Source organism: Nonomuraea insulae, from assembly GCF_042656245.1.
The window spans coordinates 1-25,703 of sequence record NZ_JBHSPA010000016.1 but is presented as its reverse complement, the minus strand read 5'-3'; the positions used below and the strand labels follow the sequence as shown (position 1 = coordinate 25,703).

The window sequence follows — 25,703 nt, the reverse complement described above, 5'->3', positions numbered from 1 at the left end:
AAGTGCTGAATCCAGCCGGAGGCGGCAGTCCAGCCGTCGGACCGAAGCCGCTCCGCCCGAGCGGCTCGATCCGATATCTGCCGGCTGGGTAGTCCAGACCGAGAAGTGAGGCCTCGTCATCACAACCGCGAGGTCCCAGGTGGCTACGCGAGCGCCTTCTCGGCGATCGCGTCCGGCGCGCCGGCCAGGCGGTGCTTGCGCTTGGGCATGCCGTAGGTGGGGTGCGAGGTGGCCCACAGCGCCATCTTGAGGATGCTCGCCTTGATGTGCGCGGCCTTGCGGCCGCCTTTGTACTTCGGCTTTGCTCGCCCTTCGTCGTCGACCGTCTGCAGGATCCCGTCCCGCCGCCCGAGGCTGATGTGGTTGTAGGTGTAGACCAGCTTGGTGTTCGCGATCGTGCGCCCGATCAGGCGTCCCACGATCGCCTCGATAGCCTGCCGGCCGGTGTGGCCGGCCGACGCGCAGGACATCGGCAGCGGCCGGCCGTTGTCGCCGATGGCGTGGACGCTGTCTCCGATGGCGTAGACGTTCGGGTGCGAGACCGACCGCATGGTGCGATCGACGATGATCTGACCGTTATGGGTGACCTCCAGCCCGCCGGCAGTGGCGATGGGGTTGACCGCGAACCCGGCCGTCCACACGGTCGCGTCGGACGCCAGGGTGGTGCCGTCGGCGCACAGCACCCGCGTCGCTTCGACGACTTCGACGCTGGTGTGCTCCAGCACGGCAATGCCCAGCCGATCGCAGGCCCGGCGCAGGTGGCCGCGGGCTCCAGCGGAGAGCCGGGCGCCCAACTCGCCGCGGGCGATGAGCGTCACCGACAGGCCGGGCCGGGATTCGGCGATCTCGGTGGCGGTCTCGATGCCGGTCGGCCCGTCGCCGACGACCAGCACATTCCCGCCTTCGCCCCGCCTGTCCAGGCTGTCCAGGCGTTCGCGCAGGCGCAGAGCCGAGGGCCGGCCGGTGACGTCGAAGGCGTGCTCGGCCACGCCGGGGACGCCGTGGTCGGCGACGTGGCTGCCGAGCGCGTAGACAAGCGTGTCGTAGCCGAGTTCGCCGCCACCGTCGGCGTCGGCCACGGCGACGACCTGGCGCTCGGGGTCGACGGCGGTGACGCGGGCCAGGCGCAGCCGTATCCCCGTGTCCGCGAAGACGTCGGCGAGCTTCGGAGCCTCGATCTCCTGGCCGGCCGCCAACTGGGGCAGCCGCATTCGCTGGACGAAGTCCGGCACAGCATTGACCACGGTGATCTCGGTGTCGGCCGGGGACAGCCGGCGGGCCAGGTTTCCGGCCGCGTAGGCCCCGGCATAGCCGGCGCCGAGGACGACGATGCGGTGCTTCATGTGTTGCTCCCGTCGGTTCGCCTGCTTCTGGTGAGTTGACTCGCCCTGGGTCACCGAGTTTCTTGATCGAGGTTGCCGTGAGCCTGCGCCGAAAGGTCCTGCCAATCGGCCCAGGTCTTGAGCCGGTCGGCATAGACCTGCTGGAGCATCGGGTAGAAGCCCTGCCCGAAGAGCACCCGCAGGGGCGGGTTGCCGGAGTCGACGATCTTGAGGAGTGCCTGGGCCGCGGCGGCCGGGTCGCCGGCGGGCTGCTTTCCCGTGAACGCGGCGATGCGCTGGCGAAGGCCGTCGTAGATCGGGTTGAGCTCGGCCAGATGGCCGTTGTTGAGGGGATCAGGGTTCTTGCCGCCCCTGGTGGCGAAGCCGCCGGGCTCGATGATGGTCACCTTGATGCCGAAGCCGGCGACCTCTTGGGCGAGGGATTCGTTGAGTGCTTCCAGGGCCCATTTGGAGGCGCTGTAGGCGCCGCTGAGCGGCATCGCCACGAGCCCGGCGGCCGAGGACAACTGGATGAAGTGTCCCGCGCCCTGCTCGCGCAGATAGGGCAGCGCGGCCTGGATCACCCACACCGCGCCGAACAGGTTGGTCTCCAGCTGGTCGCGCAACTGCTGCCCGGTCATCTCCTCGACCGCGCCGACCTGGGCGTAGCCGGCGTTGTTCACGATGACGTCGAGACGACCGAAGTGCTCGGCGGCCCGCTTCACACTCGCGAAGACGGCGGCCTTGTCGGTAACGTCCAATTCCAGTGGAAGCAGCGCCTCGCCGTAGGCGGCGACCAACTCGTCAAGGCTTGCGGCGGTACGCGCGGTCGCGGCCACCTTGTCGCCGCGGGACAGGGCAGCCTCGACGAAGTTGCGGCCCAGGCCGCGAGACGAACCGGTGACGAACCAGACCTTGCTCATGAAGTCTTCCGTTCCTTTGTGGTGGCGGTTGCGCGGCGGTCACCACGCAACGGGGCCAAGGTGATCGTTCGGGGAATGGTGTGCCGCGCGGATCGTTCGCGCGACGTCCTGACGAACATGCGGCGTCGGCGCCCCGAACTTTGTGACAGTGCGGTCATATGACGTGTGTCACAGACCACGGGTGTCACACAGCGGTGGGTGCCGGCGCCTTATGTATGGAGCAGGAGTTGTGAGTGGACAGGCAGGAGCAAGGTATGAACGAGCGCAGGGACGCAACGACGGGCACAGCCGAGCCGATGGCTGGTGGCGGCCGGATCGACCCGGCGACCGACGCGTTCATCGCCCACCGCAACCTGCTGTTCACCGTCGCCTACGAGATGCTCGGCTCGGCGGCCGACGCCGAAGACGTCCTGCAGGAAACCTGGTTGCGGTGGGTCAGGGTCGACAGGGAGCAGGTGCGCGACCCGCGTGCCTACCTGGTGCGGATCACCACCCGGCGCTCGCTGGATCGGCTGCGCACCATTCGGCGCCTCAAGGAGGACTACGTCGGCCCCTGGCTGCCTGAGCCACTGCTCACCGCGCCGGACGTGGCCGAGGATGTCGAGCTCGCCGAGAGTGTGTCGATGGCGCTCATGCTCGTACTCGAGACGCTCTCACCCACGGAACGCGTCGTCTTCGTACTGCGCGAGGTCTTCAGTATCAGCCACGAGGAGATCGCGGCCGCCGTCGGCAAGAGCTCCGCGGCCGTCCGGCAGATCGCGCACCGCGCCCGTCGGCATGTCGAGGCTCGCCGCCCGCGCGAGATGGTCTCCCCGAGCCAAACCCGGGTGGCTCTGGAGTCGCTCCAGCGCGCGCTGGAAACCAGGGACCTGCAAGGCCTGCTTGACGTGCTCGCCCCGCAGGTCGTTCTGGTGAGCGACGGCGGCGGCGTAAAACAGGCCGCACCGCGGCCGATCACCGGCGCCGACAAGGTGGCCCGCATGATCGTCAGCGGCATTGGCAAGGCCCAGGTCGCGCTCACCGGCGAGCCCACCGTGGTCAACGGCAACCCGGCACTCCTCCTCCGCGTGGACGGCGAGATCGACGGCGTCATAGCAGTCCGGGTCGAGGACGACCGCATCACCGGCCTCTACTACGTCCGCAACCCGCAGAAGCTGACCCGCATCGCATCCGAGACCCCGCTCACCCTGCGATGAACACCACGATGAGCCACCCCGCAACTTCCAGGCGGCCTGGACCAGACAGCGGCCCAGCCGGCGAAGGACAGCCCGTCAGGCCGGGAGGCCCGCGCCAGCAGGGTCGATCACGCCGCCCGAAGCCGCCACAAGCACAACAAAGCCCGCCAGATCAATTACTGGGAGGTCCTTCATGACGAAGAGCGTCGCCGGCGAACTCACCGACCTGAAGCTGCCGATCGAGCGTGGCTGCCCGTTCGCCCCGCCCACCGCCTACGAGCGGCTGCGCGAGCAGGCGCGGATCAACAAGGTCTGCCTGACCAGTGGTGGCGAGGCATGGTGGGTGTCCGGGCATGAGGAAGGCCGTGCCGTCCTCGCCGACCCCCGCTTCTCCTCCGACAAGCGTAAGGACGGCTTCCCGCTCTTCACCCTTGATGCGGCGACCCTGCGGCAGCTCCGCAGCCAGCCGCCGTTGATGCTCGGCATGGACGGGGCGGAACACTCCGCGGCCCGCCGCCCGGTGATCGGCGAGTTCACCGTCAAGCGGCTGGCCGCGCTGCGCCCGCGCATCCAGGACATCGTCGACCACTTCATCGACGACATGCTCGCCGCCGACCAGCGCCCGGTCGACCTGGTGCAGGCGCTGTCCCTGCCGGTGCCCTCCCTGGTGATCTGCGAACTGCTCGGCGTCCCCTACACCGACCACGACTTCTTCCAAAGCCGCACCACCATGATGGTGCGCCGGACCTCGCTCGAAGACCGCCGGCGAGCCTTCGCCGAACTACGCGCCTACATCGACGAGCTGGTCACCCGCAAGGAGTCCGAACCCGGCGACGACCTGTTCGGCCGGCAGATCGCCCGGCAACGCCAGAAGGGCACCCTTGACCACGAGGGCCTGGTGAGTCTGGCCTTCCTGCTGCTGACCGCCGGACACGAGACCACCGCGAACATGATCTCGCTCGGTGTGGTCGGGCTGCTCTCCCATCCGGAGCAACTGGCCCTGATCATGGCCGACCCGGGCAGGACGCCCATGGCCGCGGAGGAACTGCTGCGTTACTTCACCATCGCCGACGGGGTCACCTCCCGGCTGGCCACCGAAGACGTGGAGATCGGCGGGGTGAGCATCAAGGCCGGCGAGGGCGTCATCGTCTCGACCCTGTCGGCCAACTGGGACCCGGCGGTGTTCAAGGACCCGGCAGAACTGGATATCGAGCGCGGGGCCCGCCACCACCTCGCCTTCGGCTTCGGCCCGCACCAGTGCCTTGGCCAGAACCTGGCCCGGCTGGAGCTGCAGATCGTCTTCGACACGCTGTTCCGCCGCATCCCTGCCCTGCGACTCGCCGCACCGGCCGAGGACCTGCCGTTCAAGTCCGACGCCGTCATCTACGGCGTCCACGAACTCCCGGTCACCTGGTGAGCAGGACATGATGCGAATCAAAGCCGACAGCGACCCCTGCGTCCTGACCGAACCGGCCCTCTTCGACCAAAGACGACGACGGCATCCTCCAACTACAGCTCGTCCGCGACCACTCGCGGATTTCGCAGGTGAGGAACATATCTGACAATGCTAGATGGCCGGCACCTGTTCGGCGTGCTCATCGAGCATGGGTGCGATCAGCGGCCCGCGCGTGGCCGCGCCGCTGAGTGCGGGATGGCTCACCGGCTCACTCCGGCATGGGGGCGAGGTCGGAGATCAGGGCGCGTACTCGGGCCTCGATCGTGTCCCGGATCGACCGCACCGCGTCCACCCCGCGCCCGGCGGGATCGTCCAGCGCCCAGTCCTCGTAGCGTTTGCCCGGGAAGATGGGGCAGGCATCGCCGCAGCCCATGGTGATGACCACATCGCTGTCCTGGACGGCGTCGGCGGTGAGCGCCTTGGGGATCTCGCCCGTGAGGTCGATGCCGACCTCGGCCATCGCCTCTGCCACGGCCGGGTTGATCTGGTCGGCGGGCGCGGATCCCGCTGAGCGCACATGGACGCGATCGCCTGCCAGGTGGGTGAGGAAGGCGGCGGCCATCTGGAAGCGGCCGGCGTTGTGCACGCACACGAACAACACCTGCGGTAGCTGCTCGTGCGGGCCGGGCTGGTCGGGCACCGTGTCTCCTATCGGGGCAGGTCGGCTTCGGCAGTCTGGCGGATCGCGTCAGGGGCGGGTGCCGTGCCGGGTCGCGGGATGCTCGGGTAGAGCAGGGCCAGCAGCAGGCCGCCGAGCCCGGCCCCGGCCAGCTGGGCGGCGATGAAGGCGGGCACCGAGGCGGGCGCGATCCCGGCGAAGGTGTCGGTGACGGCACGGCCGAGGGTGACGGCCGGATTGGCGAAGCTCGTGCTGGAGGTGAACCAGTAGGCGGCGCCGATGTAGCCGCCGACCGCGACCGGCGCCAACGCGGGCCGGTCCTGCCGGGCCAGGGCGAAGATGACCACGATGAGCCCGGCGGTGGCCACCACCTCGCCCAGCAGCAGATGCGGCGCCGAGCGGTCCCGGGTCGAGACCTGGACGGCGGGCAGTGCGAACATCGCGTTCGCCAGCACCGCGCCGGTGATGGCCCCGGCGGTCTGGGCGGGCAGGTAGGCGGCCAGGTCCCGGCCGCGCACGGCCGGAACCGCCTCCCGGCGGCCCAGGAGCCAGGCCGTCAGGGAGACGACCGGGTTGAAGTGCGCTCCGGACACGGGCGCGAACACCGTGATGAGCACGGCCAGGCCCGCCGCGGTGGCCAGGCTGTTGGCCAGCAGTTGCACGCCCACGTCGCGCGACAGGCCGGAGCCATGATGCCGGAGCCGACCACCACGGTCACCAGGGCGGCGGTACCGGTGAACTCGGTCAGCGCCCGGCGCGCGATCATGTTCACGCTGCTCGCCCCGTCCAGGCTCATCGCTTGCCTGTGGTGAGCGTCTCGGGCAGGGCGAGCACGCCGGTCAGGCGCTTGAGCGTGGCCGGGATGATCCAGTAGTAGACCCAGGTACCGCGCCGCTGGCTGTCGATCAGTCCGGCCTCGCGCAGCACTTTCAGGTGGTGCGAGATGGTTGGCGCCGTGACCGCGAACGCGCCGGTCAGATCACACACGCACACCCCCTCGCCGGTCACCCGGCCGCCCTCGTGTGCGCCGATCAGCGACAGCAGCCGCACTCGGATCGGATCACCGAGGGCCTTGAACACCCGTGCCAGCTCGGCCGCCTCCTCCTCGCCGACCGGCTCGTCGACCAGCGGCGCGCAGCATTCGGAGTTGAGCACCGGCAATTCCTGCTTCGACATACCTCTAATTTGACAGACTCCAAAGCAGGGAACAAACTCGAGACTGATTAGATGTCTGTCGAAACAACGATCGGAGATCGCCATGTCTCGCGTTCAGCTCGCCCTCCGCGTCGCCGACCTGGAGGGATCGATCACCTTCTACTCCAAGCTGTTCGGCACCGAGCCGGCCAAGCGCCGCCCGGGCTATGCCAACTTCGCCATCGCCGAACCGCCGCTCAAGCTCGTGCTCATCGAGGGCGAGGAGGGTGAGCCCACCCGCATGGACCACCTGGGGGTCGAGGTCGAAGACACCGGCCAGGTCAACGCCGCCACCCAGCGGCTCACCGAGGCCGGGCTGGCCACCTTCGAGGAGAACGACACCACCTGCTGCTACGCCCTGCAGGACAAGGTGTGGGTGCACGGCCCGGGCGCCGAGCCGTGGGAGGTGTACGTGGTCAAGGCCGACGCCGACACCCTGGCCAAGCAGACCGACTCCGTCTGCTGCGCCACGGCCGAGGCGGTGGACGAAGCCGCAGCCGCGGGCGAGGCCAGGCAGGACGCCGGGCAGGCCCAGCGGTCGGCCTGCTGCTGACAGACCCGCCCAGAAGGGCGCGCAAACGCCCGCCGGCCTGCTCTCGAGGACCGTGGCGGCCGGGGAAAGGTGGAGTGTGCCGCCCCACAGCGTCGGCGACGGGGCCAAGGCGTTCCGAAGCAGCCGCGAACGGCTCCTGGAAGGCGTGGTCGCCAAGCGGCTGGCCTCGGTCTATGTGGGGCACGTCGGCACCGGCTTCACGGACGAGACACTGCGGGATCTCACCGGCGCGGCCTGCGCCCGGACAAACGGCCGAACGGCCGGACCAGGTACGGAGGGAGGAGGGCTGACGGCGGGATCGGCCGGTCCTCATCCGGAAGCGCTGGAGTCGCCGCGCCCGCCGGCGGACAGAGTGGACCGTCGCTGCGACCATCGCACCAGCGCCAGCGCCGCGACCAGCATTAAGGCGCTCCCCGCGTAGGCGACCAGCTCCATGAGCTGCTGGCGGCTCTCCGCCACATCCCCCGGGATCGTCAGCCGGACGACCACCGACAGGATGTGGCGGATGATCGCGATGATGCCCACGATGATGAACGGTTCGAGCTGCAGACTGCCGCCCGCGAGGTGCGTCTGCACCGTCACGAAGATCTCCAGCACGATCAGCACGAGAAGCAGCTCTTCGAGGATGAGGAAGATCTTCTCAGCGCCGGACGCTCCTTTTTGGACGACCGTGAGGATCATCAGGACCAGAATGCCGACGCCCAGGGCGAGCAGCGCGAACGACACCAGGTAGAGGATCCCGTGCTCGGCGGCGGCCAGCATGGCCAGCAGCCGCCTGTTCTCCGGCCTCTGGGCGGCCTTGTGCACCGCGGCGCCGGCCGGAGACGAAGGCCCGGGCGTGCCTGATGGGTCCGGTGGGTTGTTCATGGGCAGTACCTGTGATCGTGCTGTGTGCCGGCGACCGTCGTACAGACTGCCCATACCCCCGGTCCGGCACGCGCGAATCTCCCGGTCCGGTGCGGTGCCAGCCATCATCTGCCCAGCTCGGACACCCTGCTTGCGGAAGCTCCGCCGACAGCGGCCTTGGCCGGGTGGTCAGACGTTCTGTTGTTCCGCGAGCCGGTCGCGCTGGCGCTGGCCGTAGGCCGCCTTGCGCACGGTCCCGTCGTCCTCGAGCCCGGAGCCGAAGGCGCCGCCCACCATCGCGCTGGAGGTCAGGAACCAGGCCAGCGCCAGGTAGTCGGTGACGCCCGGTCGATGGTTCAGCGTCTCCGAGAGGGTGGCGGGGACCAGCACGAGCGCGCCGACCCCGGTGAGCACCACGAACAGCACCGCGTACAGGCAGAGCACGCCCAGCGTGATGGTGATCAGGGTGACGGTGTTGTAGAGGAGGGCGCGGGCCTTGGGCACCCTGCCGCCGGGACGCTCCCACAACTCGTGGTCGACGATGATCCACGCGGCGAGGGCGAGGATGGACAGCACCATGATCAGCGACTGCCGCCAGGTGTCCAGCGCGTTGGAGAGCTGCCAGGCGGTGTCGTTGATCACGCCGAACGCGGCGGTGGCGAACACGCCCGCCAGCGCCCGTGACAACGAGGTGAACAGCCGCCACGGGCGATTGGCCCGCACCATGCCGGCGAGCAGGCGCGCCCGCCCGCGCAGGCCGGGCATGACGTAGCGATCGGGGACGACCCGGCCGGGCTCGGCGTCTCCTTCCACCCTGCGGCCGATCGCGGGGACGCGGTCACGGCCGGTGGGCGGGAGGACCAGCAGGCCGACGACGTTCACCACGGCCTCCAAGGTCCGGCCGACCAGGTGAAAGGTGCCGAGGGCGGGCAACGACAGCAGGGCGACGCGGTCGCCGGTGCTGACCTCCGCGCTCACCGCGTCCAGGCCCAGCCGGCGAGGGAGGTCGGTGACGAATACTGCGACGTCCCAGCCGGACTCGGGCAGGTGCGGGCGGACAGCGGTGAGCATGGCTGAGATGTCGACCTGCTCCTCCGCCGCCAGGGGAGCGGTGTACGCGCGCACCTGCCAGTCGAAGCCCGGGCCGAGCCGCTCCCGCAACCGGCCGGGCAGGTCGCGCGCCACCCTCACAGCCAGCTCGGTGGGCAGGTCAGGATCGGCGACCAGGGCGATGCGCATGTCCAGGCCCTACCCTGAGCGGTTCGCCCTGACCAGGGGTTACTGGCTCAGGCCGGTGACGAGGTTGATGGCCACGGCCAGGATTCCGGTGTTGAAGAAGTAGGACAGCAGGGCGTGCGCGAGGGTTACCTTGCGGATGTGCGTGCTGACCACATGGTTGTCGGTGACGCCGAAGGTCACGCCGATCGTGAACGCGAGGTAGGCGAAGTCGCTGTACGCCGGCGGATCCTCCTGCCCGAAGTCGATGCCGCCGTCCTCGTCCACGTAGTAGAGCCTGGCGTACTTGAAGGCGAACACCGTGTTCACCAGGCTCCACGACACGACGACCGTCACCACGCTCAGGATGACCAAGGCCGTCGTCAGCGGGGTGTGACTGGCGGTGCGGACCAGGGCGAGCGCGACCGCCCCCAGGCTGGCCACGGCGCCGATCAGCACGCCGGTGTCGGTGGAGCGGGCGTCGCCCTCCTCCTTGGCCAGCCGTTTGGTCTCATGGTGATCCTTGGGCCAGCTGATCAGCCACACCCAGACCAGGCCCACCGTCGCGGCCACACCCCAGCCGAGCAGCGGCGACAACTCGGGCACCCCCAGCCGCCAGGCACCGATCGCCACGACGACCCCGGCTCCCAGGGACGTCAGCACGCGCCGTACCGACATGACGCGCTTGCCCGCGCGTCCCCTGGACGCAGACCTCACCGCTCCAGCATCCCAACGAGCCCCCGCAGCCACGGGACCCCGCCCGGTGTGTCGCCATTCGGAGATCAGGCCGGCGATCAGGGCAGGATCGAGGCCAGGTCCTTCGGCATGCTGGACTTCACGTCCTCCCACTCGCCATCGGTAATGTGCTTCCTGAGCGCTTGCAAAACCTTCTTGACCAGATCCTCCTCGCTCTCCTGGAGCTCGAAGGACAGCTCGCGGGAGACGCGGTCGAGGAACTCCCTGCGATGGGCCTTGACCGGCACGATGCTCGGCCGCCAGCCGTCGTAGTAGACCCCGCGGATCAGCAGCGGCAGTTGGGCGGCGAGCTGGGCGCTCTCGTCCACGGTCAGCCGGTCGCGCAGCGCGTGCAGCACGGCGCGCAAAGCGGCGTAGGACTGGTTGCGGCGCTCAGGCGTCCAGCCGTGCGCCTCCTCGATCTCCCGCAGCACGCGGTTCGTCTTGTCCACCGTACGGTTGAACGGCGCATAACCGGTTTCCGCCATCTCCTTCACCCCTTCTCTACCTCGGCGGGCAGGCCTTGCGTCAAGTCTCGGCACGGCGGGCGTGGGGTCACATCCCCCAGCCGGGTAGTCGTCCCCGGCCAGGAACGAAAGATCTTGCTGGGCATGGGATTCCCTGTTTCCCGTCGTGGCAGGCGCTCCGTGGGAGGAACCATGCGGGGACGCGATCGGGAATGGCGTCACGTCGAGGGCCTGCTGCAGAGGTTGCGGCGAGGTGGGGGCGGGACGCTGCTGGTGGACGGAGAGCCGGGGTCGGGGAAGAGCCGGCTGCTCGCCGAAGCCGTCGCCGAAGCGTCCGAACGCGGGATCGGGATCGTGCACGGCAGGGTGGAGGAGCTGGGCGAGCTCGCTCCGTGCAGCATGTTGCTGGAGGCCCTCGACCTGCGGTCCGAGCCGGGAGGCGACGGCCCCGCCCGCTTCGGCCCGCTGGTCCTGGAGCGGTTGCGGGTGGGCCTCGAGCGGCTGGCCACGGGGCCTGTGCTGGCCGCGCTCGACGACCTGCAACGGGCGGACCCGGCGACACTGAGGATGTTGCACACCCTGCACGACCTGCTGGCCAACCGGCCCATCGGCTGGCTGATGTCCCGCTCGACCGCGCCGATCGCGTGCCGGGCCGTGTCGCTGTTCGACATCCTGGAGCGGGAGGGGGCCGACAGGGTGACGCTCGCGCCGCTGTCACCGGACGCGGTCGCGGCGCTGACGGCGGACACCCTCGGGAGGTCGCCCGACCCGGTGACGCGGGCGCTGGCGGCGACGGCCGGCGGCAATCCGCTGCTGATCACCGAGCTGTTGGCGGGGCTGCGCGAAGAAGGCCTGCTGGGGGACGCGGCGCGGGCCCGCGCGCCCGGCCGGCTGCGGATCGTGGTGCGGGGCTGGATCGACACCCTGAGCGCGAAGCCCAGGAGCCTGGTGGAGATGATCGCCGTTCTCGGCCGCTCGTTGTCGCTGGAGCACGCCGCGTCACTGCTCGACACCACGCCGGCCGCGCTGCTCCCGGGCACGGAGGAGGCCACGGCCGCGGGCATCCTGATAGTGACCGAGCACGGCCTGGCCTTCCGCCACGAACTGGTCGCGGACATCGTCGCCGCGGGCATCCCTCCATCGGTGCGGCAGACCCTGCTAGACCAGTCCGGCGTTCTCATGAGCTCCGAGAGGGCGAGCCCGGCCCGCCTGCTCACCGGCCCGGCCGCCACCGCCATAGACGCGGCGATCGCCAGCGGGCGGCTGCACGAGGCCGAGGAGATGGTACGGGGCCGCCTCGCCGAGCACGGCTCCGTGTACGGCTCGGCCGAACTGCGCTGCCTGCTGGCGGACACGATGTACCTGACGGGCCGGGGCGACGAGGCGATCCACGAGGCCGAGACGGTGCTGGCGGTCCCGGGTCTGCCCGGCCACGTACGCGAGCGGGCGACCCTGGTCCAGCTGTACGCCACGACGCGCCTGCGGGACGACGGCACCGCGCGGGCGCACGCCCAGGAGGTCATCGACGGGAAGGACCGCTATGGTCCCGCGGCCAGGAGCGCCGCGCTGGTCGCCCTGGCCACCGCGGAGCGGCACGAGGGCAGGCTTTCCGGCGCGCTGGCCCTGGCGGAGAGCGCCTGCCGGCTGGCCGGCGCCGGCTCTCCGAAGGAACGCCGCTACGAGGCCTGCCTGATCGCGGCCGGCGTGCTCGTCGACGTCCACCGGCTGGAGGAGGCGCGGGCGATGCTCCGCCAGGCGCGCAAGGACATGTTCGGCCAGGGTCATCTGGCCTGGGCCGCGGACGCCTCGGCGCTGGAAGCTCGCCTGGAGCTGCTCGCGGGCCGTTTCGACGACGCGGTCACCGAGGCGAGGCGGGCCCTGGACCTGGCCGGTGCGCTCAACACGCCGCTGTCGATCGCGGCGGCCTGCGCGGTGCTCGCCGCCGTCGCGCTGCGGCGCGGCGACCTGCAGGGAGCGGCGCATCATCTCGGGGAACAGCCCGGGGGAGCGGCCGAGGCACGCTTGCGGCACGCCCTGCTGGCCGCGCAGGTCGCGGAGGCCCGCGACGGGCCGCGCAGCGGGATGAGCCTGCTTGCCGACCTGCCCCGCCCGCTGCTGCTCACCATCGAACCCGCGGCCGGCCCCTGGATGGCCCGGGTCGCCCTGGGCACGGACGACCGGGCGGCGGCCGAGTCCGTGGTCGCCGCCGCGGAGGCACTCGGCGGGGCCAACCATGAGTTTCCGGCGTTGGGCGCCGCCGCGGCGCATGCCCGGGGCCTGCTCGACGGGGATTGCGACGCCCTCGCCCTGGCCGCCGGGCGGACCGAGGACGTGTGGGCGCGGGCCTCCGCCGAGGAGGACCTCGGCAGGGTGCTCGCCGCCGCCGGGCAGCGCGTGGAGGCCGCGGAGAGCCTGGGGTGCGCCCTGGGCGCGTACGACGACATCGGCTCGGTGAGGGACGCCGCGCGCATCCGCCGGAGGTTGCGCGGCATGGGGGTACGCCACCGGCACTGGAGCTACGCCGAACGCCCGGTCTCCGGTTGGGACAGCCTGACCGAGACCGAGCACACTGTCTCGTTGCTCGCGGCGGACGGCTGGACCAACCCACAGATCGCCGAACAGATGTTCATCAGCGTGCATACGGTCGCGTTCCACCTGAGGCAGGTCTTCCGCAAGCTGAGCATCAGATCCCGGGTCGAGCTCGCGCGGCTCGCGGCGGAGCAGAGACGTGACGGCTTCGATCAGCCGCCCGGCGGAAGGCGCGCCTGAGCCGCGCCGGCACGAGGCCGCGGCGGTGACTACCCACCTGGGGGATGTGGCCGCGAAAAGCGTGCGGAAGGCTCGAAATCAGGAGGAGCAGAGCGCTGTCACCGTGCCCAAGGAGCAGACCGCCGATTGAGGTTTCAGGGGTCTCAACCTGAGGGGGAAGGGAGGAGCCGTGTCCGTCGCACCGTCTGGCCCCATCATGACCAACCGCGAACTGATCGGAAGTTACGACAGCTACGAGGAGGCGCAGGAGGTCGTCGACTACCTGTCCGATCACGGATTCGCCGTACGCGGAACGCTGATCGTCGGCACCGGCCTGCACTCGCTGGAGCGGGTGCTCGCGCGCATGACCCATCTGCGGGCGGCCGGCTGGGGCGCGGCGGGAGGAGCATGGTTCGGGTTCCTCATCGGCTTGTTCCTGGCGATTTTCTCCACCACGGTCGCAGCCGGGTTGCCCCTGGTGTTGTGGGGGCTGCTGTGGGGTGCGGTGGCCGGAGCGATCTTCGGCGTGATCTCGCACGCGATGCTGCGCGGTCGGCGGGACTTCATCTCCGAGAGCGCCCTCGTCGCCGACAGATACGAAGTCCTCGTCGAGTCAGAGCACGCGGCCCAGGCCCATGAACTGCTCCGGGGAATGACCGGATAGAGCCCGAAAGGGAGTGCAAGGGGGGAAGCGAGAAATGGCGAAGGCAGTCGGCATCGATCTCGGTACCACCAACTCGGTGATCGCCGCCACGGTGGACGGCCACCCCACGGTGATACCCAACGCCGAAGGCTCCCGGACGACGCCGTCCGTGGTGGCATTCACCGACGAGGGCGAACGGCTGGTCGGCCAGCTGGCCCGCCGCCAGGCCATACTCAACCCGAAAGGAACGATCTATTCCGCCAAACGCTTCATCGGCCGCCGCTACGACGAGATCCAGAGCGAGCAGCACGCCGTCTCCTTCGACGTCGTGGAGGGGCCCCAGGGAGCCGTGCGCTTCCAGATTCGGGACAAGCAGTACGCGCCGGAAGAGGTCTCGGCCCTCGTCCTGCGCAAACTCGTCGCGGACGCGGCGAAGTACCTGGGCGAGAAGGTGACCGAGGCGGTCATCACCGTGCCGGCGTACTTCAACGACGCCCAGCGTCAGGCGACCAAGGACGCGGGACGCATCGCGGGGCTCGAGGTCCTGCGGATCATCAACGAGCCGACGGCGGCGGCGCTCGCCTACGGGCTGGACAAGAAGTCCAACGAGACCGTGCTGGTCTTCGACCTGGGCGGCGGCACCTTCGACGTCAGCATCCTGGACATCGGCGAAGGCGTGGTCGAGGTCCGCGCCACCTCCGGGGACGGGCATCTCGGCGGCGACGACTTCGACCGCCGGATCGTCGACCACCTGGCCGACGAGTTCCAGCGGGACCAGGGCATCGACCTGCGCAACGACCCGCAGGCCCTGCAGCGCCTGTTCGAGGCGGCGGAGAAGGCCAAGGTCGAGCTCTCCGAGGTCACCCAGACCACGATCAGCCTGCCGTTCGTCACGGCGGACGCCTCGGGGCCGAAGCACCTCAACACCACGCTCATGCGCTCCACGTTCGAGCAGATCACGGCCGACCTGGTCGAGCGCTGCGTCACGCCTGTCAAGCAGGCGATGGAGGACGCCAAGCTCAGGCCCGCGGACATCGACGAGGTGATCCTCGTCGGCGGGTCGACCCGGATACCCGCCGTGCAGAATCTCGTGCGCCGGCTGACCGACGGCAAGGACCCCAACATGACGGTGAACCCGGACGAGGTCGTCGCCATCGGCGCGGCGGTCCAGGCCGGGATCATCAAGGGCGAGGTGCAGGACGTCGTCCTGCTCGACGTCACGCCTCTGTCGCTGGGCGTCGAGACCCTCGGCGGCCTGATGACCAAGGTCATCGAGCGCAACACGACGATCCCGGCGCGCCGCACCGAGGTCTTCAGCACGGCCGAGGACAACCAGAACGCCGTCGACATCGTCATCCTGCAAGGGGAGCGCGAGCGCGCCGCCGACAACCGGGTGCTCGGGCGCTTCCGGCTGGAGAACATCCGGCCCGCGCCGCGGGGGGTCCCGCAGATCGAGGTCACCTTCGACATCGACGCCAACGGCATCCTCAACGTCTCCGCCCGGGACAAGGACACCGGTGCCGAGCAGCGGATCACCATCAGCGAGAGCTCCAACCTGGACAAGCCGGAGATCGAGCGGATGGTCGCCGACGCCGAGCAGCACCGTACGGAGGACCTCAGGCTCAGGGAGGCCATCGACGCGCGCAACGAGCTGGACTCGGTCGCCTACCAGGTGGAACGACGTCTGGAGGAGCTCGGCGAGGCCGTGCCCGTGCACGAGAAGGCGCGGGCGGAGCAGCTCGTCCAGGACGCCAGGCAGGCGATCAAGGAAGAGGCGCCGGTGGACCGGCTGCGCGCGCTCAGCGGAGAGCTGCAGCAGGTCTATCACGGACTCGGGGCCGCCGCGGGCGGCGGGCCGAGCGTGCCGCCGCAGGGCAGGACGGAAACCGCCCCCGGCGGCAGTGACGAGGACGTGATCGACGCCGAATTCACGACCTCGGAGCCCGAGTGACATGAACGAGCACAGACCCGAGACGCAGGACCAGGCCGGCGCGCGGGGCGAGCATGTGCCCCCCGCGCAGGCCGCGCCCGCGGAGACCGACGCGAAGCTGGCGGAGCTGGAGGACCGGTGGCTGCGCGCGGTCGCGGACCTGGACAACCTGCGCAAGCGCATCGCACGCGACGCCGAGCGGATCAGGGCAGAAGAGCGGTCCAAGGTGGCGGCCGAGTGGCTGCCCATCCTGGACAACCTGGAGCTCGCGCTGAGCCACGCGGTCCGCGGCGACGGTGGCGCGGACGCCGTCCTTGAAGGGGTACGAGCGGTACGGGACCAGGCGGTCACCCTGCTCAACAAGCTCGGCTACCCCCGTCACGACGAGACCGGTGTGCCCTTCGACCCCGCCCGCCACGAGGCGGTGACGACAGTCGAACGGGCAGACGCCGATCCGGGCACCGTGGTGGAGGTGCTCAGGCCCGGCTACGGCGACGACGAGCGGCAGCTCAGGCCGGCGATCGTGGCCGTCGCGAAGAAGGGGGAGTGATGGCCGAACGCCGGGACTTCTACGAGGTGCTCGGAGTCGACCGGAACGCCGACCCCGACGAGATCCAGCGGGCCTACCGCAAGCTCGTGCGCGCCCATCACCCCGACGTCAACAAGGATCCCGGCGCCGAGGACAGGTTCAAGGAGATCTCCGAGGCCTACAGCGTGCTCTCCGACCCCGAGACGCGTCGCCGCTACGACGCGTTCGGACACGATTTCCGCCAGGTGCCGCCCGACGTCGATCCAGCGGACTGGGCCCGCGCACGCAGCCGGGCGGGTGCACGGGCCGGCGCGGGGGCCGGTGCGGGGGGTGGCCGGTGGCGCTCGACCGGCGCCGAGGACTTCGGCTTCGGCGCGGACGAGGGCATCGACCTGGAGGACCTGCTCGGCGGCATGTTCGGTGGCCGGGGCAGACGGCAGTGGGGGCCGGTGCCCGGCGCCGACCAGGAGGCGGAGCTGACGCTGACCGTGGAGGAGGCGTATCACGGCGGGCGCCGCAGCATCACGCTGCCCGGTGGCAGGCGGCTGGATGTCACGATCCCGCCCGGTGTCACGAACGGGCAGCGGATCAGGCTCGCCGGCCAGGGCGGGCACGGCAGTGAGGGAGCCCAGCCAGGCGACCTCCACCTGATCGTGCGGATCGCCGGCCATCCCCGCTACCGAGTGGAGGGCCGCGACATCTACGCCCCGCTGCCGCTGACTCCCTGGGAGGCGGCGCTCGGCGCCACGGTCGCCGTCGACACGCCGGGCGGCGAGGCGAAGGTGAAGGTGCCGCCGGGCACATCCACGGGCCGCCGCCTGCGCCTGAAAGGCCGCGGCATGCCCCATCCGCGCGGGGCCGCGGGCGACTTCTACGCCGAGTCCCGGATCATGGTGCCGCCCAGGCTCACCGACGAGGAGCGGAGCCTGTTCGAGCAGCTCGCCGCCGTCTCGCACTTCGACCCCAGGAGGCGCTCATGAGCTACGCGCTCGTCCGCCAGGTCCGGCTCGACCTGGACGCCTACGCGCGGGCCACGGGCCTGCACCCGCAGGCCGTGCGCCGGCTGGTGGCGCTCGGCCTGCTGGAGCCGGTCAGGAACGCCAGGGGGGAGCTGTGCTTCACGCCCGCCCAGGTGGCGGCGGCGGCCCGCATCCAGCGGTTGCACGAAGGACTGTCCATCAACTACGTCGCGATCGGCGTGGTGATCGACCTCCTCGACCGGATCGGGGAGCTGGAGGCCGCCCTGCGCGACCTCCCACGACCACGCTAGGGGGCTGGAGTGGACCCGAACAGGATGACGCAGAAGTCGCAGGAAGCCCTGCACGACGCCCAGACCAAAGCCTTGCGCTTCGGCCACACCGAGGTGGACGGCGAGCATCTCCTGCTGGCCCTGCTCGACCAGCCCGAGGGGCTGGCGCCCAGGCTGCTGGAGCAGGCCGGCGCCGATCCGCGGCGCCTGCACGCCGACCTGGAGGACGAGCTGTCGCGACGGCCCAAGGTCAGCGGCCCGGGCGCCGCGCCCGGCCAGGTGTTCGTCACCCAGCGCCTGTCGCGGCTGCTCGACGCCGCCGACCGGGAGGCACGCCGGCTCAAGGACGAGTACGTCTCGGTCGAGCACCTGCTGCTGGCCCTCATCGAGGAGGGGTCCACGACCACGTCCGGACGTCTCATGCACGGCCAGGGCCTGAGCAGGGACCGGTTCCTGGAGACGCTCACCACCGTACGGGGCAATCAGCGCGTCACCTCGGCCATGCCCGAGGTGGCCTACGAGGCGCTGGAGAAGTACGGGCGCGATCTGGTCGCCGACGCCCGGGCGGACAAGCTCGACCCGGTGATCGGCCGCGACGGGGAGATCCGGCGGGTGATCCAGATCCTCTCCCGCAAGACCAAGAACAACCCGGTCCTGATCGGCGATCCCGGAGTCGGCAAGACGGCCGTCGTCGAGGGGCTCGCCCAGCGCATCGTCCGCGGCGATGTCCCCGAGGGACTGCGCGACAAGACCATCTTCAGCCTGGACATGGGCGCGCTCGTGGCCGGTGCCAAGTACCGCGGTGAGTTCGAGGAACGACTCAAGGCCGTGCTGAACGAGGTGAAGGCGGCCGAGGGACGGATCCTGCTGTTCGTGGACGAGCTCCACACGGTGGTCGGAGCCGGGGCGACCGAGGGCGCCATGGACGCCGGCAACATGCTCAAGCCGATGCTGGCGCGCGGCGAGCTGCACATGATCGGCGCGACCACGGTGGACGAATACCGCAAGCACATAGAGAAGGACGCCGCCCTGGAGCGCAGGTTCCAGCCGGTGCTGATCGACGAGCCCTCGATCGAGGACACCATCTCGATCCTGCGCGGCCTGCGTGAACGCCTGGAGGTCTTCCACGGCGTGAAGATCCAGGACAGCGCGCTCGTGGCCGCTGTGACGCTGAGCCACCGCTATATCTCCGACCGGTTCCTGCCGGACAAGGCGATCGACCTGGTGGACGAGGCGTGCGCGATGATCCGGACGGAGATCGACTCCATGCCGGCCGAGCTCGACGCCCTGACCAGGCGGGTACGGCGGCTGGAGATCGAAGAGGCCGCACTGGACAAGGAGGACGACCCGGCCAGCGGGAAGCGTCTCGCCGAGCTGCGCGAGGAACTGGCCGCCACGCGTGCCGAATGCGACGCGATGCGGGCACAGTGGGAGGCCGAGCGCTCGGCCCTGCGCAAGGTCCAGAGCCTGCGGCAGGAGATCGAGGCCGTGCGGCGGGAGGCCGAGCAGGCCGAACGCGACTACGACCTCAACCGCGCCGCCGAGCTGCGCCACGGCAGGTTGCCCGAGCTGGAGCGCCGGCTGAGTGCCGAGGAGGATCGCCTGGGCACCCGGCAGAACGGCCACCGGCTGCTGCGCGAGGTGGTGACCGAAAGGGAGATCGCGGACATCGTCTCCCGCTGGACCGGCATCCCGGTGGCACGGCTGCAGGAGGCCGAGCGGGACAAGCTGCTCAAGCTCGACCAGATCCTGCATGAGCGCATCGTCGGCCAGGCGGAGGCCGTGCGGCTCGTGGCCGACGCCATCATCCGCGCCCGCTCGGGCATCAAGGACCCCCGCCGTCCCATCGGGTCGTTCCTTTTCCTCGGGCCGACCGGCGTCGGCAAGACCGAGCTGGCCAGGTCCCTCGCGGAGGCCCTGTTCGACACCGAGGACAACATGGTCCGCGTCGACATGAGCGAGTACCAGGAACGCCACACGGTCAGCCGCCTCGTCGGCGCTCCTCCCGGCTACGTCGGCTACGAGGAGGGCGGACAGCTCACGGAGGCGGTGCGGCGCAAGCCGTACTCGGTGGTGCTCTTCGACGAGATCGAGAAGGCCCACGCGGACGTCTTCAACGCGCTGCTGCAGGTCCTGGACGACGGCCGGCTGACCGACGCGCAGGGCCGCACGGTCGACTTCCGCAACACCGTGATCATCATGACCTCGAACATCGGCTCTCAGCACCTGCTGGACGGGGTCACCTCCGACGGGGAGATCAAGCCCCAGGCACGTGAGAGCGTGATGGGGGAACTGCGCCGGCACTTCCGGCCCGAATTCCTCAACAGGATCGACGACATCGTGCTGTTCAAGCCGCTGACCGAGGCGGAGATCGAGCGGATCGTCGAGCTGATGTTCACCGACATCAGGCAGCGGCTGGCCGACCGGCGGCTCACCCTGGAGGTCACCGAGGAGGCCCGCAAGCTCATCGCCAACCAGGGGTACGACCCCGTCTACGGCGCCCGGCCGCTGCGCCGGTTCATCGCCCGCGAGGTCGAGACCAGGATCGGCCGGGCCCTGCTCGCCGGAGACGTCCCCGACGGCTCGACCATCGTGGTCGGCGCCGACAAGGGCGAGCTGAACGTCACCTTCTACGCCCCGGGGAGCTGACATGCACACCGTGCGCTGCGCCAACTGCGGGAGGCCGAACAGGGTTCCGGAGGCCGCCTCGGGCACGCCCCGCTGCGCCAACTGCCACCAGCCGCTGCCGTGGATCGCCGACGCCGGCGACGACACCTTCGCGGAGATCGCCCTACGGGCCGACCTGCCGGTACTCGTCGACTTCTGGGCGGAATGGTGCGGGCCGTGCCGGATGGTCACGCCCGCGCTCGACCAAATCGCCCAAGAGATGGCGGGACGCGTGAAGCTCGTCAAGGTCGAGGTGGACCGGTCCCCGGCACTCTCGCAACGCTTCACGATCACGGCCGTCCCGACGCTCATGATGCTCAACGAGGGCCGCGTCGTGGCTCAACGCGCCGGCGCGGCCCCGGCGCCCCAGCTGCGCGAATGGGTCGAGGGCGCACTGAGGACGCCGTCATGACGCAGTCGCCGGCCACCCTGACCGAGACACCGGACCTGTACGGGGCCTATCCCCGGCTGGACGAGCGGCGCATCACGGACCTGTCGCAGTGCGGCGAGCGCAAGCCCGTGTCGCCCGGCGAGGCCCTCTACCGGGAGGGCGAGCCGCTCGGCGAGTTCATCGTGATCCTGCGCGGCAAGGTAGCCATGGTCGAGGGGTACGGCAGCGGGGAGGAACGCACGATCGCCGTCCACGGCCCCGGGCGTTTCCTCGGCGAGCTGGGCCTGCTCACCGGCCAGGCCGGATTCCTGTCCGCGCTCGTGCGGGAGCCCGGCGAGATCCTGGCCGTCCGGGCCGACCAGGTGCTCGCGCTGGTGGCCGGTGACCCGGCGTTCGGGGACCTCATCCTGCGGGCCTACCTGACCCGCCGTACCCTGCTGATCGGCATGGACGCCGGGTTCCGCATCATCGGCTCCCGCTACTCGCCCGGCGCCCGCCGGCTGCGCGAGTTCGCCGTCCGCAACAGGCTCCCACACCGGTGGATCGACCTGGAGGAGGACGAGGAGGCGGAGGCGCTGCTGCGCCGGCTCGGCATCTCCCCGCAGGAGACGCCGGTCGTGATCTGGCGCGGAGACCAGGTGCTGCGCAACCCGACCGCCGCCACGCTGGCCAAGACCATCGGCCTGCCCGCGCCGCGGCCCGGCGACGGCGTATGCGACCTGATCGTCGTGGGCGCGGGCCCCGCCGGCCTGGCCGCGAGCGTCTACGGGGCCTCGGAGGGCCTGACCACGGTCGTGCTCGACGCGGTCGCCGCGGGCGGCCAGGCGAGCACCTCCTCCCGCATCGACAACTACCTCGGCTTCCCGTCGGGCATCTCCGGCGCCGAGCTCGCCGAACGCGCCGTCATCCAGGCGGCCAAGTTCGGCGCCCGGCTGACCGTACCGGCCGAGGCGAGCGGGCTGGAGGCCGACGACGGCCACTACAGCGTGCTCGTCGAGGGCGGGCCCGCCGTGCAGGGCCACGCCGTGCTCATCGCCACCGGCGCCCACTACCGCAAACTCGACGTTCCCGACCTGGAGAAGTACGAAGGGTGCGGCGTCTACTACGCGGCTACGTCGTTCGAGCTGCGCATGTGCCGGCAGGCGCCGGTGGTCATCGTCGGCGGCGGCAACTCCGCGGGCCAGGCGGCACTGTACCTGGCCGGGAACGCCTCGTCGGTGCGCATGCTCGTCCGCGGCGGCGACCTCAGCGAGAGCATGTCCCGCTACCTCACCGACGCGATCGACCGGACGCCCGGCATCGAGATCATGTTCCATACCGAGGTACGCGAACTCTTCGGCGACGGCACTCTACGGGCCGTCCGCGCCCAGAACAACCAGACGGGCCAGGTCATCGAGATCGAGACCAACGCGATGTTCGTGTTCATCGGCGCGGATCCGCACACCGGCTGGCTGGCGGGCGCCGTCACGCTGGACGATCGGGGCTTCGTCATCACGGGGAAGGGCCGGTCGCCGCACTGGGAGGCACTTCCTCTGGAGGCCGGGCGGCCCGGCGTGTTCGCCGTGGGGGACGTCCGCAGCGGGTCGGTCAAACGGGTCGCATCCGCGGTCGGGGAGGGCGCCATGGCCGTACGCCTGCTGCACGAAAGGTTCACCAAGACAGGCAATCGACAGGAAAGACGGTGATCCGGATGCCAGTGATCGCGGTTTCCAGGTTCGAGCACTTCTTCCGCGCCGCCGCGGGACTAGACGTGGACAAAACCGACCTCAAGCGATACAGCGACTTCGTCAACCGGAAGCTGTACGACATGCTCGTCGTCGCCCAGGCCGCAGCGAAGTCGAACGGGCGCGACATCATCCAGTTCTGGGACCTGCCCATCACCAAGGGGCTGCAGGAGAACATGCACGACTTCCGCGACCTGAACGAGGAGCTGGATCTGGCCCCGATCCTGGCGGAGCTCAGGGCGCTGCCGCCGCTCGACCTGTCGCTCAGCGAGGAGACCGAGTCGCGGCTGTCCGCCGTGGCGGGCGGGCTCTCCGCGGCGCTCGCCAAGGCCTTCACCATTATCGACCCCACGCTCAAGAACCCGGCCACCAAGCAGTGGGAGCGGGTGACCAGGCTCTTCGACCTGCTTTTGTGATCAATGGCAGGTCCGGCCGAGCTGGATCATCGCACGGTACAAGGCGGTGGGGGTCGGCGGTGGTGGCAGGGGCTCGGGTGTGGCGCCGGGCGCGGCGAAGGCTGTGATCATGTAGGCGACCAGGCGGCGCCAGGTATCGGGGGCGGCCAGGCCGGTGGCGGAGACGACGCCGGCGTTGGCCATGAGCAGGATCACCAGATCCTCTGAGGAGAAGTCCGGACGCAGCCGTCCGGCCGTCTTGGCGCGGTCGATGAGCTTGAGGAAGCCTTCGTAGGCGCGCCCGCGTTTGTCCTCCAGGGCCTTGGCGGTGGGGAAGGTCATGGTCAGCACTGCCGCGAAGCCTCGGTCGGCGGCCTGCATGGCGCAGACGGCTTCGATGTAGCCGGTGAAGCCGCGCCAGGGGTCCGGGTCGGCGAGCGAGGTGGCGACCGCGCCCAGATAGGCGTCCATGCGGTCGGCGAAGACCGCGTCGATGAGGTCCTCACGCGTGGGGAAACGGCGGAACAGGGTGGCGATGCCCACTCCGGCCCGGCGGGCGACCTCTGCCATCGACACCTCAAGACCGGCCTCGGCGTACGCCTGGCGGGCCGCTGCCAGAACCCGCTCGCGGTTGCGTTCGGCGTCCTTCCGCAGTGGTCCGGGGTCGTCAACGGAGGTCATGGGCCCCATCGTAGCCGTAAGTGGAAAGGCCTATCCATTCGTGGTGCTAAAGTCCTGCACAGAACCGGATAGAGCTTTCCACTTCTATCGAGGAGGATGCCCATGCGCGCCGTGACCTTGCCATCGGTCCCCGCGACCCCACAGGTGACCGAACTGGAGCCCCCCTCCCCGCAGCCCGGGGAAGTGCTGGTCGAGGTGAGCGCCTCCTCGGTCAACGGCTTCGACGCCGCCACTGCCGCCGGCTACCTGCAGGGCATGATGGAGCACCACTTCCCGCTGGTGATCGGCAAGGACTTCGCCGGCACCATCACCGCACTCGCCGACGGCGTCACCGGCTATGCCGTCGGAGACGCGGTCTTCGGGGTCGTGACGAAGTCGTTCCTGGGCGCCGGCTCGCTGGCCGAGTACGTCACCGTGCCCACCGCCGTCGGCCTCGCCCCGATCCCGCACGGGCTGGGCGCCGCGCAGGCAGGCGCGCTCGGCCTGGCCGGGACGGCCGCGCTCACCGCGATAGAGGCCGTCAGCCCCGCCGAGGGCGAGAGCATCCTGATCGTCGGGGCGACCGGTGGAGTCGGCCTGATCGCCCTCCAGTACGCCGCCGCGCGCGGCGCCCGCGTGATCGCCACCGCCCGGCCCGGCGCCGAGGCCGACCTGGTCACCGAATTGAGCGGCGGCAAGGCCGAACTGGTCGACCACGACGGCGACCTGGCCGCGCAGGTCCGGGACCTGGCCCCGAAGGGGGTGGCCGCGGCCCTGCACCTGGCGGGCGACGGCGGACAGATCGCCGGCCTGGTCGCCGACGGTGGCCGCCTGGCCTCCACCCTGGGCCTGACCGCCGAGGCCGTGCCCGGCCGTGACCTGAGCGTGGTGGCGGTGATGGCCCACCCCGACGAGGCCACCCTCGCCCGGTTGGCCGCCGACGCCGCCTCCGGCACGATCCGCGTCCCCATCACCACCACGTACCCGATCGAACAGGCGCCGCAGGCGTTCGCCGACTTCGGCACGGGCGCACTCGGCAAGCTCGCCGTCACCATCCGCTGAGGAGGTTCACCGATCATGTCCGTCATCGCCATCGTCGGCGCGGGCCCCGGCATGGGGCTGTCCATCGCCAAGCTGTTCGGCGCGCACGGCTTCGAGGTCGCCCTCGTCGCCCGCGACGCGGCCAAGCTCGACACGCTCGTCAACGACCTGAGGGAAGCCGGGGTGAGTGCCGCGGCATTCACCGCCGACGTCACCGACCGGCCCTCGCTGGTGACCGCGTTCGAGCAGATCAACAAGCGCTTCGGCCGGGTCGACGTGCTGGAGTACTCACCCGCGACCCGCGAGGTGGAGATGGCGGGGCCGCTGGAGACCACGCCCGACAACGTCCAGTCGCAGATCGAGTACTACCTGTACGGGGCGATCACCGCCGCGGCCCAGGTGCTGCCCGCGATGCGCGAAGCAGGCGCGGGTACGCTGCTGTTCACCACCGGCGGCGGCTCGATCACCCCGCACCCCGCGATGGGCAACATCAACGCCGCCGCCGCGGCGCTGCGCAACTGGGTGCTCAACCTCCACCAGGTCCTGGACGGCACCGGCGTCCACGCCGCGCACGTGGCCATCAGCGCCTGGATCGGCTCCGGCCCACCCGAGGCCGAGCCGGACGCCATCGCCTCCGCCTACTGGGACCTGCACACCGCCCGCGACCGCGCCGAGATCAACTACATCGCCTGACCGGCCCTCGGCCGCACCCCCCACCCTGCGAACGAAGAGAGAACCAGACGATGAACGTGTTCCTGTGGATCCTGCAAGCAGTCCTGGCCGCGATGTTCGCCATGGCAGGGGTGATGAAGTCCACCCAGCCCAAGGAGAAACTCGAACCCAGGCTGCCGTGGGCGGCCGACTTCTCCGCCGGCACCGTCCGCCTCATCGGGATTGTCGAACTGGCGGGCGCGCTCGGGCTCATCCTGCCCGCCGCCACCGGCATCGCCCCGATCCTCACCCCCCTGGCCGCGTCCGGCCTGGCGATCGTCATGGTGCTGGCCGCGCTCACCCACGTCCGCCGCAAGGAGCCGTCGGCGATCGTGTTCAACGCCGTGCTGTTCGTCGCGGCGGCGGTCATCGCCTGGGGCCGTTTCGGCCCGTACGCCCTGTAACTGGCCAACTAAGTGGTCCCGGTCGTAAGTCCTTCGGGGGTTAGTATCCGAGGTAGAGGCCGCAGGCGCAGTCGAGGGCTTCTTGGGGGCTGCCGGCCGTGAAGCC

General features: G+C 70.4%; 26 protein-coding genes. 16 read left to right on the top strand and 10 right to left on the bottom strand.

The window, feature by feature from the left end; genetic code table 11:
- Positions 1–143: 143 nt before the first annotated feature.
- Positions 144–1,343, bottom strand: coding sequence for an NAD(P)/FAD-dependent oxidoreductase (locus ACFPZ3_RS12060; protein ID WP_379514113.1), 1,200 nt, complete (start codon positions 1,341–1,343; stop codon positions 144–146).
- A gap of 50 nt (positions 1,344–1,393) precedes the next feature.
- A complete protein-coding gene (locus tag ACFPZ3_RS12055; RefSeq protein WP_379514112.1) occupies positions 1,394–2,245 on the bottom strand; it encodes an SDR family NAD(P)-dependent oxidoreductase in 852 nt (283 codons plus the stop codon).
- A gap of 254 nt (positions 2,246–2,499) precedes the next feature.
- On the opposite strand from ACFPZ3_RS12055, the gene ACFPZ3_RS12050 reads away from it, so the two are divergent.
- Both ACFPZ3_RS12050 and ACFPZ3_RS12045 read left to right on the top strand, forming a co-directional pair.
- Positions 2,500–3,441 carry an RNA polymerase sigma-70 factor gene (locus ACFPZ3_RS12050; RefSeq protein WP_379514111.1) on the top strand — a complete coding sequence of 314 codons (942 nt, stop codon included), beginning with the start codon at positions 2,500–2,502 and terminating at the stop codon, positions 3,439–3,441.
- 172 nt (positions 3,442–3,613) lie between these two features.
- Entirely contained in the window at positions 3,614–4,837 is a 1,224-nt protein-coding gene (locus tag ACFPZ3_RS12045; RefSeq protein ID WP_379514110.1) for a cytochrome P450, read from the top strand.
- A 247-nt stretch (positions 4,838–5,084) separates the two neighbouring features.
- Here ACFPZ3_RS12045 and ACFPZ3_RS12040 read toward each other — a convergent pair whose 3' ends face one another.
- From ACFPZ3_RS12040 to ACFPZ3_RS12030, 3 genes are all read right to left on the bottom strand, one after another.
- On the bottom strand, positions 5,085–5,516 hold the full coding sequence (locus ACFPZ3_RS12040; protein WP_379514109.1) for an arsenate reductase ArsC: 432 nt from the start codon (positions 5,514–5,516) through the stop codon (positions 5,085–5,087).
- An 8-nt stretch (positions 5,517–5,524) separates the two neighbouring features.
- A complete protein-coding gene (locus tag ACFPZ3_RS12035) occupies positions 5,525–6,163 on the bottom strand; it encodes an aquaporin (protein WP_379514108.1) in 639 nt (212 codons plus the stop codon).
- Positions 6,164–6,287: 124 nt separating this feature from the next.
- Positions 6,288–6,671 carry an ArsR/SmtB family transcription factor gene (locus tag ACFPZ3_RS12030; RefSeq protein WP_379514107.1) on the bottom strand — a complete coding sequence of 128 codons (384 nt, stop codon included), beginning with the start codon at positions 6,669–6,671 and terminating at the stop codon, positions 6,288–6,290.
- Positions 6,672–6,753: 82 nt separating this feature from the next.
- On the opposite strand from ACFPZ3_RS12030, the gene ACFPZ3_RS12025 reads away from it, so the two are divergent.
- A complete protein-coding gene (locus ACFPZ3_RS12025) occupies positions 6,754–7,242 on the top strand; it encodes an ArsI/CadI family heavy metal resistance metalloenzyme (RefSeq protein ID WP_379514106.1) in 489 nt (162 codons plus the stop codon).
- 309 nt (positions 7,243–7,551) lie between these two features.
- Here the strand turns inward: ACFPZ3_RS12025 and ACFPZ3_RS12020 are convergent, their stop codons facing one another.
- The 4 genes from ACFPZ3_RS12020 to ACFPZ3_RS12005 all read right to left on the bottom strand — a co-directional run bounded on the left by ACFPZ3_RS12020 (position 7,552) and on the right by ACFPZ3_RS12005 (position 10,526).
- Positions 7,552–8,109, bottom strand: coding sequence for a phosphate-starvation-inducible PsiE family protein (locus ACFPZ3_RS12020; protein WP_379514105.1), 558 nt, complete (start codon positions 8,107–8,109; stop codon positions 7,552–7,554).
- A 168-nt stretch (positions 8,110–8,277) separates the two neighbouring features.
- Entirely contained in the window at positions 8,278–9,327 is a 1,050-nt protein-coding gene (locus tag ACFPZ3_RS12015) for a hypothetical protein (protein ID WP_379514104.1), read from the bottom strand.
- Between the two features lie 39 nt (positions 9,328–9,366).
- Positions 9,367–10,020, bottom strand: a complete 654-nt coding sequence (locus ACFPZ3_RS12010; protein WP_379514103.1) for a DUF1345 domain-containing protein — start codon at positions 10,018–10,020, stop codon at positions 9,367–9,369.
- Between the two features lie 77 nt (positions 10,021–10,097).
- Positions 10,098–10,526 (bottom strand): DUF2267 domain-containing protein, encoded by a 429-nt coding sequence (locus ACFPZ3_RS12005; protein WP_379514102.1) that lies wholly within the window; start codon positions 10,524–10,526, stop codon positions 10,098–10,100.
- Positions 10,527–10,697: 171 nt separating this feature from the next.
- On the opposite strand from ACFPZ3_RS12005, the gene ACFPZ3_RS12000 reads away from it, so the two are divergent.
- The 10 genes from ACFPZ3_RS12000 (at position 10,698) to ACFPZ3_RS11955 (ending at position 22,802) form a co-directional block, all read left to right on the top strand.
- Positions 10,698–13,274: an AAA family ATPase gene (locus ACFPZ3_RS12000; protein WP_379514101.1), complete on the top strand. Its 2,577-nt coding sequence runs from the start codon at positions 10,698–10,700 to the stop codon at positions 13,272–13,274.
- A 169-nt stretch (positions 13,275–13,443) separates the two neighbouring features.
- Positions 13,444–13,917 (top strand): YflT domain-containing protein, encoded by a 474-nt coding sequence (locus tag ACFPZ3_RS11995; RefSeq protein WP_379514100.1) that lies wholly within the window; start codon positions 13,444–13,446, stop codon positions 13,915–13,917.
- Positions 13,918–13,951: 34 nt separating this feature from the next.
- Entirely contained in the window at positions 13,952–15,847 is a 1,896-nt protein-coding gene (gene dnaK / locus ACFPZ3_RS11990) for a molecular chaperone DnaK (protein WP_379514099.1), read from the top strand.
- Between the two features lies 1 nt (position 15,848).
- Entirely contained in the window at positions 15,849–16,376 is a 528-nt protein-coding gene (locus tag ACFPZ3_RS11985; RefSeq protein WP_379514098.1) for a nucleotide exchange factor GrpE, read from the top strand.
- Complete coding sequence (locus ACFPZ3_RS11980; RefSeq protein ID WP_379514097.1) at positions 16,376–17,335, top strand: DnaJ C-terminal domain-containing protein; 960 nt, start codon at positions 16,376–16,378, stop codon at positions 17,333–17,335. The genes ACFPZ3_RS11985 and ACFPZ3_RS11980 overlap by 1 nt, the downstream gene beginning before the upstream one ends.
- Positions 17,332–17,625: a chaperone modulator CbpM gene (locus tag ACFPZ3_RS11975; protein ID WP_379514096.1), complete on the top strand. Its 294-nt coding sequence runs from the start codon at positions 17,332–17,334 to the stop codon at positions 17,623–17,625. Before ACFPZ3_RS11980 ends, ACFPZ3_RS11975 begins: the two co-directional genes overlap by 4 nt.
- Positions 17,626–17,649: 24 nt before the next feature.
- Entirely contained in the window at positions 17,650–20,253 is a 2,604-nt protein-coding gene (gene clpB, locus ACFPZ3_RS11970; protein WP_379514095.1) for an ATP-dependent chaperone ClpB, read from the top strand.
- A gap of 1 nt (position 20,254) precedes the next feature.
- Entirely contained in the window at positions 20,255–20,683 is a 429-nt protein-coding gene (gene trxA, locus ACFPZ3_RS11965; protein ID WP_379514094.1) for a thioredoxin, read from the top strand.
- Positions 20,680–22,347 carry an FAD-dependent oxidoreductase gene (locus ACFPZ3_RS11960; protein ID WP_379514093.1) on the top strand — a complete coding sequence of 556 codons (1,668 nt, stop codon included), beginning with the start codon at positions 20,680–20,682 and terminating at the stop codon, positions 22,345–22,347. Before trxA ends, ACFPZ3_RS11960 begins: the two co-directional genes overlap by 4 nt.
- Positions 22,348–22,352: 5 nt before the next feature.
- Positions 22,353–22,802 (top strand): DUF1931 family protein, encoded by a 450-nt coding sequence (locus ACFPZ3_RS11955; RefSeq protein WP_379514092.1) that lies wholly within the window; start codon positions 22,353–22,355, stop codon positions 22,800–22,802.
- Here the strand turns inward: ACFPZ3_RS11955 and ACFPZ3_RS11950 are convergent, their stop codons facing one another.
- Positions 22,803–23,462: a TetR/AcrR family transcriptional regulator gene (locus tag ACFPZ3_RS11950; protein ID WP_379514091.1), complete on the bottom strand. Its 660-nt coding sequence runs from the start codon at positions 23,460–23,462 to the stop codon at positions 22,803–22,805. It lies immediately after the preceding gene.
- Between the two features lie 102 nt (positions 23,463–23,564).
- Between ACFPZ3_RS11950 and ACFPZ3_RS11945 the strand changes: the two genes are divergently transcribed.
- Genes ACFPZ3_RS11945 through ACFPZ3_RS11935 form a run of 3 tightly spaced genes read left to right on the top strand, consistent with a single transcriptional unit; the run spans position 23,565 to position 25,597 of the window.
- Complete coding sequence (locus ACFPZ3_RS11945) at positions 23,565–24,503, top strand: NADP-dependent oxidoreductase (RefSeq protein ID WP_379514090.1); 939 nt, start codon at positions 23,565–23,567, stop codon at positions 24,501–24,503.
- A gap of 15 nt (positions 24,504–24,518) precedes the next feature.
- Positions 24,519–25,175, top strand: coding sequence for an SDR family NAD(P)-dependent oxidoreductase (locus ACFPZ3_RS11940; protein ID WP_379514089.1), 657 nt, complete (start codon positions 24,519–24,521; stop codon positions 25,173–25,175).
- A 50-nt stretch (positions 25,176–25,225) separates the two neighbouring features.
- The gene (locus ACFPZ3_RS11935; protein WP_379514088.1) at positions 25,226–25,597 is read left to right on the top strand and encodes a DoxX family protein; all 372 of its coding nucleotides are present in this window, start codon (positions 25,226–25,228) and stop codon (positions 25,595–25,597) included.
- Positions 25,598–25,703: the final 106 nt, after the last annotated feature.

Bases quoted from the DNA above. Each gene is read 5' to 3' on its own strand.
- ACFPZ3_RS12060 (WP_379514113.1), bottom strand. From the start codon at position 1,343: ATGAAGCACCGCATCGTCGTCCTCGGCGCCGGCTATGCCGGGGCCTAC.
- ACFPZ3_RS12055 (WP_379514112.1), bottom strand. From the start codon at position 2,245: ATGAGCAAGGTCTGGTTCGTCACCGGTTCGTCTCGCGGCCTGGGCCGC.
- ACFPZ3_RS12050 (WP_379514111.1), top strand. From the start codon at position 2,500: ATGAACGAGCGCAGGGACGCAACGACGGGCACAGCCGAGCCGATGGCT.
- ACFPZ3_RS12045 (WP_379514110.1), top strand. From the start codon at position 3,614: ATGACGAAGAGCGTCGCCGGCGAACTCACCGACCTGAAGCTGCCGATC.
- ACFPZ3_RS12030 (WP_379514107.1), bottom strand. From the start codon at position 6,671: ATGTCGAAGCAGGAATTGCCGGTGCTCAACTCCGAATGCTGCGCGCCG.
- ACFPZ3_RS12025 (WP_379514106.1), top strand. From the start codon at position 6,754: ATGTCTCGCGTTCAGCTCGCCCTCCGCGTCGCCGACCTGGAGGGATCG.
- ACFPZ3_RS12020 (WP_379514105.1), bottom strand. From the start codon at position 8,109: ATGAACAACCCACCGGACCCATCAGGCACGCCCGGGCCTTCGTCTCCG.
- ACFPZ3_RS12015 (WP_379514104.1), bottom strand. From the start codon at position 9,327: ATGCGCATCGCCCTGGTCGCCGATCCTGACCTGCCCACCGAGCTGGCT.
- ACFPZ3_RS12005 (WP_379514102.1), bottom strand. From the start codon at position 10,526: ATGGCGGAAACCGGTTATGCGCCGTTCAACCGTACGGTGGACAAGACG.
- ACFPZ3_RS12000 (WP_379514101.1), top strand. From the start codon at position 10,698: ATGCGGGGACGCGATCGGGAATGGCGTCACGTCGAGGGCCTGCTGCAG.
- dnaK (WP_379514099.1), top strand. From the start codon at position 13,952: ATGGCGAAGGCAGTCGGCATCGATCTCGGTACCACCAACTCGGTGATC.
- ACFPZ3_RS11985 (WP_379514098.1), top strand. From the start codon at position 15,849: ATGAACGAGCACAGACCCGAGACGCAGGACCAGGCCGGCGCGCGGGGC.
- ACFPZ3_RS11980 (WP_379514097.1), top strand. From the start codon at position 16,376: ATGGCCGAACGCCGGGACTTCTACGAGGTGCTCGGAGTCGACCGGAAC.
- ACFPZ3_RS11975 (WP_379514096.1), top strand. From the start codon at position 17,332: ATGAGCTACGCGCTCGTCCGCCAGGTCCGGCTCGACCTGGACGCCTAC.
- clpB (WP_379514095.1), top strand. From the start codon at position 17,650: ATGACGCAGAAGTCGCAGGAAGCCCTGCACGACGCCCAGACCAAAGCC.
- trxA (WP_379514094.1), top strand. From the start codon at position 20,255: ATGCACACCGTGCGCTGCGCCAACTGCGGGAGGCCGAACAGGGTTCCG.
- ACFPZ3_RS11960 (WP_379514093.1), top strand. From the start codon at position 20,680: ATGACGCAGTCGCCGGCCACCCTGACCGAGACACCGGACCTGTACGGG.
- ACFPZ3_RS11955 (WP_379514092.1), top strand. From the start codon at position 22,353: ATGCCAGTGATCGCGGTTTCCAGGTTCGAGCACTTCTTCCGCGCCGCC.
- ACFPZ3_RS11950 (WP_379514091.1), bottom strand. From the start codon at position 23,462: ATGACCTCCGTTGACGACCCCGGACCACTGCGGAAGGACGCCGAACGC.
- ACFPZ3_RS11945 (WP_379514090.1), top strand. From the start codon at position 23,565: ATGCGCGCCGTGACCTTGCCATCGGTCCCCGCGACCCCACAGGTGACC.
- ACFPZ3_RS11940 (WP_379514089.1), top strand. From the start codon at position 24,519: ATGTCCGTCATCGCCATCGTCGGCGCGGGCCCCGGCATGGGGCTGTCC.
- ACFPZ3_RS11935 (WP_379514088.1), top strand. From the start codon at position 25,226: ATGAACGTGTTCCTGTGGATCCTGCAAGCAGTCCTGGCCGCGATGTTC.